Raw genomic sequence first — 13445 nt, 5'->3', positions numbered from 1 at the left:
TACTCAATAAATAGAGGCGTATTCTATCTTATCTCGCCCCAAATAGCTCAACCAACTTATCCCCAAAGAAATAAAATACTAATCCAAAGGCGACAATAATTAATCCGATAAATTTCGTGATATTTACTTCTCGAATCGGCATTCCGATAAGACCAAAATGATCGATAGTAGCTGCAGTAATTAATTGTCCGACGATGATAAAAAATAACATCGCGGTAATACCTAGCTTAGGTGCAAGCAAAACCGTTGTGAAGACGACGATTGCACCAAGTACCCCACCGATTAATTTCCACCAAGGTTGTGAAGGGATAGCAGACAAATTTCCCCATAAATCGGTTTTCACCCAAGCAATAAAAAAGAGAACGATTGTTCCCACGGCAAAAGAAATAAAGGTCGCGATCACCGCTTCGCCACTCATGGCTTTCGCGAGTTGTGTATTAATTGCCGATTGCGTGGCGAGTGCGACACCTGCCGCTAAGGCGATAATGAGATAAACAAAAAACATTGAAACTCCCAACAGAAAATTTGGCTTATTTTAACCTTTTCCTATTTGTCTTGTCGCGAAATGCTTTCCATTCTGAAAAAATAATCAAAAATCTACCGCACTTTGCATTTCATTTATAAATACCTCAAAAGTTGTAAGTCATCTTACCTGTTTATTTGATCTCGATCACCATTTGACTATTCTTGATTTGACGGTAATCTTCAAATCAATACACTTGACTCCATTTGAAGCAATCGTTTGCCTAACGTATTGAAAGCAAAATAGACTGATTTTATCAACTCAATGGGAGGAATATCCATGACCCACATTATCGTTGCAACGCACGGTAAGTTTTCTGAAGAAATCGTCAATTCCGCCGCTATGGTGTATGGCGAAGATGAAAACTGCCATGTCGTGACTTTCTTACCGGGTGAAGGCGGTGAGCATTTAATCGAGAAATATAATGCGATTATTGCCACGCTGCCTGAAAACGAACCGGTGCTCTTTCTGGTTGATTTATTTGGTGGTAGCCCCTATAACGCGGCAAGCCGAGTCGCCAGTGAAAGAAATAATACCGATATCGTCACTGGCATTAATCTACCGATGTTACTAGAAGTGCTCGATGCCAAAGATGGCGCCAGCTTAGATGAATTGGTAGAAACCGCGAAAGAAGTCGGGGTCGCTGCCGTAAAATCCTTCCGTCAACCTAAAGAAAGCAAGCCTGCTCCAACGCCAGCAGCCAAACCAGCTGAAGCACCAAAAACCGCTCCAAATCCAACCGCACTTTCTGGCAATATGAACATTTCCTTGTTGCGTATTGATAGCCGTTTGATCCACGGTCAAGTAGCAACCTCTTGGGCAAAAGCGGTGAAATGTGAAGCGATTTTTGCAGTAAATGATGATGTAGCGAATGATCCACTTCGTCGTGATTTATTACTTCAAATCGCCCCTGAACATTTGAAAGCTTATGTGATTCCTGTGGAAAAAGCGATTAAGGTGTATCACAACCCGAAATATGCAGGCAAAAACATTCTTTGGTTGGTAACCAACCCAACAGACATCCTGCGTTTAATCGAGGGTGGCGTGAAAATTGATAAGGTCAATGTGGGCGGTATGACCTATCGCGAAGGCGATAAACTTATTTCTCAAGCTGTTGCGGTCAACCCAACAGATGTCGCCGCATTTAAACAGCTTTTAGATAAAGGTGTGGAATTAAGCTTACAACAAGTGGCAAGCAGCCCGAAATCAATGCTCACGCACAAAGAGCTTGATGCAATTCAATTTTAATTACGAGGACAATTCATTATGACAACAATGGAAATTATTTTAGTCACGCTCGTTGCCGCCATTTGCGGTATGGGTAGTGTATTGGACGAACGTCAAACTCATCGTCCTTTAGTTGCTTGTACCCTAATCGGTTTAGTATTAGGTAATTTAGAAACCGGTATTATTGTCGGTGGTACCCTTGAATTAGTGGCATTAGGCTGGATGAACGTCGGTGCGGCAATGGCACCGGATGCAGCATTAGCCAGTGTGATTGCAACTATCCTCGTCATCAAAGGCGGCCAAGATAAAGGGAGCGCATTAGCGATTGCGATTCCAGTAGCGGCAGCAGGTCAAGTATTAACGATCTTCGTTCGTACTTTAACCATCTTCCTTCAACACAAAGCCGATGATTTTGCCGCAAAAGCGAACTTCCGTGGCATTGAATTCTGTCACTTCAGCGGTCTTGCATTACAAGCATTACGTGTGGCAATTCCAACCTTCTTCGTTGCGTTAGTGGCCGGTACAGATACGGTGACTGAAGCATTGAATGCCATTCCAGAAGTGGTCACTCGCGGTTTACAAATTGCCGGTGGCTTTATCGTAGTCGTCGGTTATGCAATGGTCATCAATATGATGCGTGCAGGCGCATTAATGCCATTCTTCTTCCTAGGCTTTGTAATCGCCTCTTTCACCAATTACAACCTTGTAGGTCTCGGTATTTTAGGCACATGCTTAGCGATGATTTACATTCAATTAAACCCACGTTTCCATCAATCTACTGCTCCACAAGCAGTTGCAAAACGTGAATTAGCTGACGATGAACTTGAAGGACTATAAGGAAGAAATTATGACTGAACAAACTAAAAAATCATTAACAAAAGGCGATATTCGTAGCACTTACTGGCGTTCAACTTTCTTGCTAGGTTCCTTCAACTTTGAACGTATGCAAGCAATGGGTTTCTGTGTATCGATGATCCCAGCCATTAAACGTCTTTACAGCAAAAAAGAAGATCAAGCGGCGGCATTAAAACGCCACTTAGAATTCTTCAACACCCAGCCTTGGGTAGCCTCATCTATCATCGGTGTAACCGCCGCGATGGAACAAGAACGCGCGAATGGCAACGATATTGATGACTCAGCAATCAGCGGGGTGAAAGTCGGTTTAATGGGACCATTAGCCGGTGTGGGTGACCCAATTTTCTGGGGAACATTACGTCCTGTACTAGCGGCACTTGGTGCGGGCTTAGCCATTACCGGTAACCTTTTAGGGCCATTGCTTTTCTTCATCGGTATTAACCTTTGCCGTGGGTTAACTCGTTGGTATGGTTTTAAATATGGTTATGAAAAAGGCACCACCATCGTTAACGATATGGGCGGTGGCCGCTTACAAAAATTGACGCAGGGGGCGTCTATCCTCGGTCTCTTTGTCATGGGCTCACTGGTATCGAAATGGACGAGTATCAACATTCCATTAGAACTTTCTCGCTATAAAAACCAAATGGGCGAAGAAGTGGTTACCACTGTGCAAAGCGTGTTAAATGACCTTCTCCCTGGCCTTGCAGCGTTAGGTTTAACCTTCTTATGTATGTATTTATTACGTAAAAAAATCAACGCTATGTACATCATCTTCGCCCTATTCGGCGTAGGTATTTTAGGCTATCATTTTGGTGTATTAGCCTAATACATTATGATATTGCCTTCCCTCTTTCACTTGAGGGAAGGCAAATTTTTAGCATGACATATAAATCCTATGAATCTGAAAGATCTCATTAAGCCACCACCAGCTGAAGGCTATATTAAAAATTCATCCAATTTAGTGACCGCACTTTTTATTCTGGCGGGCATTCTTTATTACCCCACTAATGGCTATGGTGCCGTCATCGCCTTAATTGCCGCGCTGATTGTATTAATCGGGCAAAAAATGCTGATTGCTCAAACCAATAAAGATTTCACAGAAATGCAATTAGCCGAAAAGCAATTCCAAGCAACCCAAAACAGCGATTATCTCCGCTTTATTGAAGCTCGAGCCACCCAAATGTTGCGCGACAACAAAGTGCTTTCCGAAAAAGGCAAAAAAGAGTTGGAGAGATTGCTGTCTGTCGTCAAAACACATTTAGCCTAGCGACACCAAAATAATCATAACTTTTGGCTATATGAAATAAGCTTTTCTTCTTTTTCTTACTAAATTTAGACAGGTATTATCAAGCGGAAATTTATGATTTATCCCTTAGGAGTAGTTTATGTCTCAATTTAAAATTCACACTATTGAATCAGCCCCTGAAGCAGCCCAAGAAGCCTTAAAAGCCGTACAAAATGCCAATGGGTTTATTCCAAATTTAATTGGTGTTCTCGCAAATGCCCCTACTGCACTTGAAACTTATCGCACAGTCGGTGGCATTAATGGTCGTAATAGCCTAACGGCAACAGAACGTGAAGTGGTGCAAATTACCGCTGCAGTAGTCAATGGGTGTGGTTTCTGTGTAGCAGGCCACACGAAGATCGCTTTAAAAGTGTTAAAACTTGAAGAAGAGCTTGTGAACCAAATTCGTGCAACTGCTCGTATTGAAAGTGATAAAAAACTCGATACTTTAGCGCGCTTCACTCTTGCCGTTATTTTGCAAAAAGCAAAATTAACGGAAGCACAACTTAAAGCGTTCTTTGATGCGGGTTATACCCACGAAAATGCCATTGATGTCATTTTAGGTGTCAGCCTCGCCACATTATGTAACTATGTGAACAACATCGCTGAAACGCCAATCAACCCTGAATTACAAGCATTTGCATAATCAAGCCAATATAAAAAGTGCGGTCCAAAATGACCGCACTTTTTTATTCCTTCACAAATTGTTTTATTTGATCTGAATTTAAATGGCCTGGCTGAACTTTGATAAGATTTAACTCCTTATCCAATAACAAATTAAACGGATAGCCTAATACATTGGCTCGTTTAATGATTTCACCATTTTCATCCAATAATACGGTGATATTTTTATAGTCCAAGCCTTTATACCAATTGATAAATTTTGAGCTATTTTGTTCGTTCTTTTGTCCTGGTGAGGCAATCGTAATCACATTAAAATCAAGATTCTTTTCTGCACTAAGATCATCAATTTCCGCTAAGCCCGCTAAGCAAATTGGACACCAAGATGCCCACATTTTGATATAAAGCGGTTTGCCTTCATATTGTGATAAGGTGACGGTTTGATTATCCAACGTTTTTAAAGAAACATCAGCTAAAGACACCTTCTCTTGAGCAAAGCTCAATGGACTTAAAAACAATAAAAGTGCGGTCAATATTTTTCTCATTTTGCCCTCTTATTTCACAAAAGGAATCAAATCACCATAACCTTGTTTTTCCATTTCATCTAATGGAATAAACTTAATTGATGCACTGTTGATGCAATAACGTAAACCACCTTTATCACGCGGACCATCATCAAACACATGGCCTAAATGGGCATGGCCACTGCGACTTAACACCTCAATGCGAGTCATATTAAAGCTATTATCTTTTTGATACTCCGCAACTTCAGCGGCAATCGGTTTAGTAAAACTTGGCCAACCACAACCCGATTCAAATTTATCTTTAGAAGAAAATAACGGTTCTCCCGTGGTGATATCCACATAAATACCAGGCGCGAAATTATCCCAATATTCGTTACTAAAAGAGCGTTCGGTATGTTTGCCTTGCGTCACATCATATTGAAGTGCGGTCAATTTTTGCTTTAATTCTGCATCACTTGGTTTTAGGTATTTTTTATCATCAATTAATGGCTCATCGGCTTTTTTGATGTCAATATGGCAATAACCATTCGGATTTTTCTTGAGATAATCCTGATGATACTCTTCCGCCTCCACATAATTTTTCAGCGGTTCTACTTCAATTTGAATCGGTTCTTGATATTTACTTTGTAAGGTTTTCAATGCCGCTTCAATAACGGCTTTATCTTGCTCATTTTGATAATAAATGCCCGTGCGATATTGTCTGCCACGATCATTGCCTTGCTTGTTAATACTGGTTGGATCGATAACACGGAAATAATATTGCAGTAATTTATCTAACGAAATTTTGTTTGGATCGTAAGTCACTTTCACGGTTTCTGCATGATCTGTCGCATGCAATAATTGGTAGTTCGTGGTATCGCCTTTTCCATTAGCATAACCCGAAACGGCATCAGTCACGCCTTTAATACGTTCCATATAAGCTTCTAGTCCCCAAAAACAGCCACCAGCAAGATAAATAATGCGTTGTTCTTGTTTGCTTTCCATTGTCATTTTTTGCTCCTTTGATAAAGTTGGATTATCAGCATACGTTAAACTACTTTGCAAACCGCCAAAAAGTGCGGTCAATATGAGAAATGTTTTTGTATATTTCATTTTCTTTCCTTATTATAGAAAAATCTTCAGCTTACATTTCATTAGACGAAGACAAACCCATTTTCTTACAAAATAAGGCAATTTTTTACCGCACGTTGTGCAAGGAACCCTTATGCCAAACATACATCTCCGCAACAATTATCAAAAAGCCATTGTTTGTATGGTATTAGCTTACATCAGCATTGCCTTAATGGGCGTCTTTGTAAAATACGCCTCTGATGAATTACCGTCCAGTGAAATTTTATTTTCTCGTTTCTTTATTGGCTTTGTTTTTCTCCTACCTTTTTTGATTAAAGATGGGGATTTCAAAGTCGATATGTCGCAATGGAAATTTCTCATTTTACGTAACCTCGCCGGCATTGCCAGTATGTTGTTAACCTTCTACGCGATTAAATATTTGCCGATTTCCATTGCGATTTTATTGATGAATACGTCCGCACTTTTTGTACCTTTACTGCTATTTTTCTTTAAGGTGAGAACGCCATTAAAAGTATTAGCTTGCAGTTTTATAGGGTTTGTTGGTGTATCCATCATTATGCTGACCAACGGCTCAATGAATATCAACCCTATCCACGTAGGCTATGCTTTAGGTGCAGCGGTCTTAGCTGCCATGGCATTTATCAGCTTACAAGAGCTCAATAAACACAATTCTCCTAAAAATATCGTGTTTTATTTCCACTTATTAGGCTCGATTTTATTGCCACTCTTTTTCATTGCGCAGTGGAAAATGCCAACATTACATGGATTTGCATTACTGCTTTTGGTGGGCGGATTCGGGCTTATTTTCCAATTATTACTCACTCGTGCCTTTAAATATGCCCCCGCCAATGTCATTACGCCTTTTGCTTTTACTGGCGTGATTTTCTCCAGCATCTGTGACTGGTTCTTCTGGGATAACGTACCAAGCCTAAATTTCTGGATTGGTTCATTAGTCATTATTGTTGCCGTCAGTTTGCTTGCTAGAATACGGGCGAAATAGAGAAATCCGACCAATATATAAAGTATAATTATTCTCAATAGCATTGTTTGTATGTATAATCAAACCACTTTTATTATTGAGGACACAACATGAAAAAATTATTAAAAACCACTTTAGCTTCCGCATTATTAATGGCATCCGCATTCGCTAGTGCCGTGACGGTTAAAGATGCCAAAGGTGAATTTACCCTTGATAAAACTCCAAACCGTGTTGTAGCGTTGGAATATTCTTTTGTGGATGCCTTAGCCCAAGTCGGTGTAAGCCCAGTAGGTGTGGCCGACGATAACAAAGTCGATCGTATTTTGCCGCAAGTACGCGAAAAAATTACTGCATGGCAATCCGTTGGCACGCGTTCTCAACCGAGTCTTGAAGTGATTGCTTCTCTCAAACCCGATTTAATTATTGCCGATCCTTCCCGTCACACAGCGGTGTTTGAAGAATTGAAAAAAATTGCGCCAACGGTGATGTTTGATTCCCGTCATGAAAGCTACCAAGAAAACCTTGAAACTGCGCAGAAAATTGGTGATTTAGTGGGTAAAAGTAGCGAAATGAAAGCAAAAATCAATGAACATAATGATTACATTGCCAACATTGCAAAAAATTTAGGTGTGCAAGGCAAAAAAGCCTCATTTGGTACTTCCCGAGAAGATAAATTTAATATCCAAAATGACAATGGCTATGTGGGTAGCTTCTTAACGACATTAGGCTTTGCGCCAACTAAACTCAATAGCGATCAAGCTTTCGTGGAAATCAACCTAGAACAATTAGTGATGGAAAAACCGGAATACTTGTTCATTGCCCATTATCGTGATGAAAGCATTGCCCGGAAATGGGAAGCCGAGCCACTTTGGAAAGCGATTCCTGCCGTAAAAGCAAATCATGTTTACAGCGTTGACTCGGATATGTGGGCCCGTGGTCGTGGCTTAGAAGCGAGCAAAATTATGGCAAAACAAATTGAAGGTTTCGTGAAACAAAAATAATGATGAAGTCCACTTTCCGTTGGGGACTTCCCCTTATCATTCTGGCTTTCCTATTATGGGGAAGCCTGTTTTTGTATTATCCCATCGAAATTCGACCGCTTGCAGCGTTACAAGCATTTCTCCCCGATGGCGATGAAATTGCAAAAATTACGGTAACCGATTTACGCCTACCGCGCGCATTAGTTGGCATGATTTTAGGTGCCAATCTTGCAGTGGCGGGAGCGTTGTTACAAACCATTACGCGCAATCCTCTTGCCTCCCCTACGCTACTCAGCGTGAACTCGGGTGCTAGTCTTGCAATGGTAACCGCCAGTGCGTTTAGCCCCTTGATTCTTTCTGGTTATAGCATTGCCTTAGTGGCTAGTATCGGTGGCGGTCTGAGTTGGTTTGTGGTGATGCTGATCAGCAACGGATGGAAAGATAATAGTGGAGATCGTAGCCGAGTGATTTTAGCGGGGATTGCCGTATCACTACTTTGTGCCGCGCTCACGAAATTGGTGCTCATTATCGCGGAAGATCATGCCTTCGGTATTATGAGCTGGCTAGCTGGCGGCATTGCACATGCCCGTTGGAATGAATTATTGACGTTATTTCCGTTCTTTATTTTGACCGCACTTTTCTGCCTGCTTTTTGCCAGCCGTTTAAATTTACTCAATTTAAGCGATGAATCTGCGCGTTCGTTAGGCATCAATCTCTTCCGTTTACGCTGGTACGCTAACATCATGGCGTTATTGATTGTAGGTTCAAGCGTGAGTGTTGCTGGCCCAGTTGCCTTTATTGGCTTACTCGTGCCTCATCTGGCTCGTTACTGGATTGGCTATGACTTGCGAAAATCGCTCCCTATGGCGATGTTACTCGGTGCAATTTTAATGCTCGCTGCAGATACCATTGCCCGTGCGGTCAACTTCCCTAGTGAAGTGCCTGCTGGTGCGGTGCTTGCCTTAATCGGTGCGCCAGTCTTTGTATTATTTGCCAGAGGAAGACACTAATGCGAACCTCTCATGTATCTTTTCGTGCTATCAGCTTTTATGTCCTCACGCTTGGTCTAATGGTACTGCTCTTTGGGTTGAGTATTCGTCTCGGCACTTATACGCTTTCCTTTGAGGAAATTTGGGCGGCCTTTCAGCCTGATGATAAAAACTATTTTACCTTGATGGAATATCGCCTACCCCGTGCGGTATTAGCGATTTTATTAGGCGGCGCCTTAGCGATTTCTGGTGTGCTCGTACAAAGCGTGGTGCGTAATCCACTTGCCTCTCCCGATATTTTAGGGATTAACAATGCAGCGGGGTTAATTGCTGTTTCGGTATTGATGTTCTTGCCAAACTTAGCATTTTACTGGATGCCGATTTTTGCCTTTTTAGGTGGTGTGCTCTCTTTTGTCATTTTATGGATCGTGTGCGGTTTTAACTTCCGCCCTATCAAAATGGCAATCATTGGGGTAGCACTTTCCGCATTGTGGGCAGCCATTAGTCATTATTTGATGCTTACCAATCCGGTCGAGATCAATACGGCAATGTTATGGCTCACCGGTAGCCTGTGGGGGCGTAGCTGGTCTTATTTGAATGTGGTATTGCCATGGTTAGTGATATTACTGCCCTTGCCATTTATTTTCTGTCGCGATCTCGACACCCTTGGTTTAGGTGAAAACAAAGCCTCCACCTTGGGGGTGACCGTAAATAAAGTGCAAATTAGCGTTTTAGTGTTAGCAGTAGCCCTTTCCACTACAGCCGTAGCAATTTGCGGTCCAATAGCCTTTTTAGGCTTAGTTGCTCCACATCTTGCCCGTCGTTTAGTCGGTGGCAGACATCGTACCCTATTACCGGCAGCCTTGATTATTGGCGCCCTCTTATTACAACTTTCGGATATTTTGGCGCGGGTGATTGACCCACCAACTGAACTGCCCGCGGGTATTCTGACCGCGATTATCGGTGCGCCATATTTCTTCTACTTATTGATGAGAACTAAATAATGAGCATTGAAATCAATAATTTATCTTTAGGTTATCAAGATAAACTCGTCGTTAAAAATCTGTCACTAAAGTTCCCGAAAAATAAAGTGATTGCGTTAATTGGTCCAAATGGTTGTTGTAAATCCACCACATTAAAAGCAGTGGCTCGCTTGCTTAAACCAAAACAAGGCTCAATTACTCATAAAGGTCAGGATATTTGGCAAAAAAGCCCTAAAGAATACGCCCAAGAATTGGCTTTTCTCCCGCAGCAGCACTTGGTTCCCGAAGGCATTAAAGTACGCGAATTGATTGCTTACGGGCGCTCGCCTTACTTAAATCTTTGGGGCAAACTTAGCCAAAAAGATGAAGAATTGGTTAATTGGGCGATGGTGCAAACACAAACTACCGAACTCGCCGAACAGTTGGTTTCCGATTTATCCGGTGGTCAACAACAACGCGTCTTCTTAGCCATGACACTTGCGCAAGATGCTGAATTAGTGCTACTCGATGAGCCCACCACTTATCTGGACTTAAACCGCCAAGCTGAACTCATGGGCATGATGCGACAAATGCAACAAAACGGCAAAACCGTAATTACAGTGTTGCATGATCTCAACCAAGCCTGCCGTTATTGCGATCATTTAATCGTGATGAAAAAAGGTGCCGTAATGGCGCAAGGTACACCTGATGAGGTCATGACCGAAGAATTACTGAAGGATGTGTTTGACTTAGATGTCATTATTCACCGAGATCCCATTAGCAACACCCCAATGTTTATTTTAAAGTAATAAAAAATACTATCTTTCTAGACCTTAAATAGGTGTATTTTTATTTTTTATAGATAAGCTATTTGCATTTAAAATAAATCAATACAAATATATTTCAACAACTACTCCGACCAGATAAAGGAACTCTATACCATTATTCCTGTCTGAAATAGTAAGTTATTAGATAGATTAAATATTACTTATTGTTGTTGGAATAAAAAATGAAATCTCTATCCCAAGCATTTCAGGCGGTGCTATTGACAGGCGTGATAACCTCAGTAGCACCGTCAGTTTATGCTCAAAAATCAATTACGGATATTGAACGAGAAGAAATTATTATCTTTTCTAGGCAAGGAGATGCCCAGTTAAACCAAGCTATTCCTAGGCTTGAGACCCTATTTGACAAAACTCATGATGCAAAGGTTCGTGATGACTTAATAGCATTATATCTAAAAGTCAATAAATCAGATAAAGCACTTTCACTGTGTCAAAATTGTAAGCTTACTCAATTTTCCCAAAATGAATTAGAAAACTTGGGAAAAGCAGCTCGAAATGAAAAGCAATATAATCAAGCACTTACCTTTTATTTACAACTACAAAAACTCTACCCTAAAAACCCTAATGGATGGCTTGGTGCCGCGTTAGCTGCGACAGAAAATAAAAACTATGATGTGGCTAAACATGCATTAAATAGCTATAGAAAACACTTTGGGCTAGATAATGCCTACCTTGATGCTGAAAGTTACTTACTTGATTTTACTGAATCTGATATGGCTAAACTTGGTCGTTGGCAACGTCAATTAGAAAAGAATCCTAAAAATCTTACTTTAATGAAAGAGCTATATCGTTTAGCCTCAAAGTATAACGTTCAACCATTACGAGAAAAACTGCAAAACAGTTATCCAGAACAATTTAATTCTAAAGATATTATGTGGTTAGAACATGATAAGGTTATCGTTTCTGCAAAAAATGCCTCAACAATAACACAGCAAGAAAGATCATTTGATGAATTAACCGCACTTTTAGCAAAAATTAATCCTCAACACCTACTCTACCAACAGACATTACAAGATCGTTTTGTGGTGGGCGTTCGGCTAAATAAATTCAACGAAATTGATGATGACTTTCAATTATTGCAATCTCAGCCTAATACACCTGATTATTTAGAAGAAGCCTTTGGTGATTACTGGATGGCAAAAGGCTCGCCACATAAAGCTCTAAGCACTTATCAAAATATTGAACAAAGAACATCAAAAAATAAACGTGCGGTAAGTGATGCTTTGCTTCAAAAATTATCTCTTGCTGCAAGTGATGCTGGAGAATTTAAGTTAGCTCAAAAGTATTTAGAGCAAATAACATCTAATGCTTATATCAATGATTATACTAGAACATCTAGAATTACAAATCCTAGCTATGACCCACGATATTTCGGCTTAGCTCATCTTGCATTGTGGCGAGGGAATAGCCAATTAGCCCAACAACTTATTGACGATCGTGTGTTCAATAAAACCCCAGGTGACCCTTGGGTAATGTTACAAAAATCAGAATTAGAAAGAAATCGAAAAAACTATGACGACGCTAAATTTTGGGCTGAAAAAGCGAGCTATTTTTTAAATGAAAATGACCAACTGGAATCTCGCAAAAGCCTAGCTGAAATTGCATTAAGCCAAAATGATTTTTCAACTGTTTCAAAAACATTGAATGCTATGGATAAAGATCAACGTCGATCTGCAAAAACATTAATCAATAGTTATGATCGGGCTCTTTTAGGAAAGATAGTTGGTAATATCGGTTTACAACATCGTACATCACCAGCAAATTATCATAACGAAAGCCACCAAGATTACGCTATTTATACACCCAAGACTGCAAATGGGCATGATCTCTATGTTCATTACTTAGAAACTCGCTCTCCTTATGATAAAGAAAGCCTCATTTCTCGTCGAATTGGCGTAGGAACAGAATTTAATTTCTATCCGCTTCAATTAAAAATAGAAAGCGGCAAAGGTATTAAGCTCAATGAAAAAGCATACTTCTCGACAGAGGTAAATTACACTCTTAATCAACATTGGGCATTTAATTTAGATGCCAATATCAATAGTAGTGATACCCCAATTAAAGCTATCAATAAAGGTGTGTATACTAAAGATATTGGTTTCTCTACCACGTATTCCTATTCCGATATTTTCCAAGCTGGGCTAGGTGGCAGCGTCATGAAATTTGATGACGGCAACTTAAGAAAAGAAGCCAATTTATGGTTGAATCTCAATACATTCAAACATGATCGTTGGGCGCTTACTAATAATTTCAGAGTAGACTACAGCAAAAATAAAACCATAAATTCAGCTGAATACTACAACCCATCAAAAACAATAAGCGTAGAATTTGGCGCCGATTTAAGTTACTACCAACCCCTAAACTATGGTTTAGTCTTAACTCATCATCTTAAAGCTAGTATAGGTGCCTATAAACAAGCTGAACAATACCGAGAGAAAATGTGGTCAATTAGTTATAGCCACAACTGGCGCATTGGGAAAAGCTATGCAATATCCTATGAAGTTGGCCGTAAAAAAAATATTTATGATGGCTCAGCTGAATTTAATAACTTTGGAAATTTAACTTTTTCAATTTATTACTAATT

General features: G+C 40.3%; 13 protein-coding genes and 1 pseudogene. 11 read left to right on the top strand and 3 right to left on the bottom strand.

Annotated features, from left to right (window positions below; genetic code table 11):
* Positions 1–28: 28 nt before the first annotated feature.
* The gene (locus HMPREF3263_RS02270) at positions 29–505 is read right to left on the bottom strand and encodes a DMT family transporter (RefSeq protein WP_049376038.1); all 477 of its coding nucleotides are present in this window, start codon (positions 503–505) and stop codon (positions 29–31) included.
* Between the two features lie 297 nt (positions 506–802).
* On the opposite strand from HMPREF3263_RS02270, the gene HMPREF3263_RS02265 reads away from it, so the two are divergent.
* From HMPREF3263_RS02265 to HMPREF3263_RS02245, 5 genes and pseudogenes are all read left to right on the top strand, one after another.
* A complete protein-coding gene (locus tag HMPREF3263_RS02265) occupies positions 803–1771 on the top strand; it encodes a mannose/fructose/sorbose PTS transporter subunit IIB (protein ID WP_065422563.1) in 969 nt (322 codons plus the stop codon).
* A gap of 18 nt (positions 1772–1789) precedes the next feature.
* Positions 1790–2587, top strand: a complete 798-nt coding sequence (locus HMPREF3263_RS02260; protein ID WP_049368118.1) for a PTS mannose/fructose/sorbose transporter subunit IIC — start codon at positions 1790–1792, stop codon at positions 2585–2587.
* Positions 2588–2597: 10 nt separating this feature from the next.
* Positions 2598–3431: a PTS mannose transporter subunit IID gene (gene manZ / locus HMPREF3263_RS02255; RefSeq protein WP_032822538.1), complete on the top strand. Its 834-nt coding sequence runs from the start codon at positions 2598–2600 to the stop codon at positions 3429–3431.
* Between the two features lie 69 nt (positions 3432–3500).
* A pseudogene (locus HMPREF3263_RS02250) lies at positions 3501–3869 on the top strand (hypothetical protein); the annotation flags it as partial.
* Between the two features lie 121 nt (positions 3870–3990).
* Entirely contained in the window at positions 3991–4536 is a 546-nt protein-coding gene (locus HMPREF3263_RS02245; protein WP_070852904.1) for a carboxymuconolactone decarboxylase family protein, read from the top strand.
* A gap of 43 nt (positions 4537–4579) precedes the next feature.
* Here HMPREF3263_RS02245 and HMPREF3263_RS02240 read toward each other — a convergent pair whose 3' ends face one another.
* Both HMPREF3263_RS02240 and msrAB read right to left on the bottom strand, forming a co-directional pair.
* The gene (locus HMPREF3263_RS02240; protein WP_070852903.1) at positions 4580–5056 is read right to left on the bottom strand and encodes a redoxin family protein; all 477 of its coding nucleotides are present in this window, start codon (positions 5054–5056) and stop codon (positions 4580–4582) included.
* A 9-nt stretch (positions 5057–5065) separates the two neighbouring features.
* Positions 5066–6127 (bottom strand): bifunctional peptide-methionine (S)-S-oxide reductase MsrA/peptide-methionine (R)-S-oxide reductase MsrB, encoded by a 1062-nt coding sequence (gene msrAB / locus HMPREF3263_RS02235; protein WP_005698917.1) that lies wholly within the window; start codon positions 6125–6127, stop codon positions 5066–5068.
* A gap of 112 nt (positions 6128–6239) precedes the next feature.
* Between msrAB and HMPREF3263_RS02230 the strand changes: the two genes are divergently transcribed.
* The 6 genes from HMPREF3263_RS02230 to pgaA all read left to right on the top strand — a co-directional run bounded on the left by HMPREF3263_RS02230 (position 6240) and on the right by pgaA (position 13443).
* A complete protein-coding gene (locus HMPREF3263_RS02230; RefSeq protein WP_070852902.1) occupies positions 6240–7106 on the top strand; it encodes a DMT family transporter in 867 nt (288 codons plus the stop codon).
* A gap of 89 nt (positions 7107–7195) precedes the next feature.
* Entirely contained in the window at positions 7196–8086 is an 891-nt protein-coding gene (locus tag HMPREF3263_RS02225; RefSeq protein ID WP_049380757.1) for a Fe(3+) dicitrate ABC transporter substrate-binding protein, read from the top strand.
* Positions 8086–9075, top strand: a complete 990-nt coding sequence (gene fecC, locus HMPREF3263_RS02220; RefSeq protein WP_049364733.1) for an iron-dicitrate ABC transporter permease FecC — start codon at positions 8086–8088, stop codon at positions 9073–9075. The genes HMPREF3263_RS02225 and fecC overlap by 1 nt, the downstream gene beginning before the upstream one ends.
* On the top strand, positions 9075–10058 hold the full coding sequence (gene fecD / locus HMPREF3263_RS02215) for a Fe(3+) dicitrate ABC transporter permease subunit FecD (protein WP_065285710.1): 984 nt from the start codon (positions 9075–9077) through the stop codon (positions 10056–10058). Before fecC ends, fecD begins: the two co-directional genes overlap by 1 nt.
* The gene (gene fecE, locus HMPREF3263_RS02210; RefSeq protein ID WP_065285711.1) at positions 10058–10825 is read left to right on the top strand and encodes a Fe(3+) dicitrate ABC transporter ATP-binding protein FecE; all 768 of its coding nucleotides are present in this window, start codon (positions 10058–10060) and stop codon (positions 10823–10825) included. The genes fecD and fecE overlap by 1 nt, the downstream gene beginning before the upstream one ends.
* Before the next feature lie 200 nt (positions 10826–11025).
* Positions 11026–13443, top strand: a complete 2418-nt coding sequence (pgaA, locus tag HMPREF3263_RS02205) for a poly-beta-1,6 N-acetyl-D-glucosamine export porin PgaA (RefSeq protein ID WP_005698938.1) — start codon at positions 11026–11028, stop codon at positions 13441–13443.
* The last annotated feature ends 2 nt before the right edge of the window (positions 13444–13445 follow it).

It is taken from the genome of Haemophilus sp. HMSC61B11 (assembly GCF_001838615.1).
In the GTDB taxonomy this organism is placed as follows: Bacteria; Pseudomonadota; Gammaproteobacteria; order Enterobacterales; family Pasteurellaceae; genus Haemophilus_D; species Haemophilus_D parainfluenzae_AD.
The sequence above is the reverse complement of the archived record's forward strand: the minus strand, read 5'-3'. Positions and strand labels throughout refer to the sequence as shown.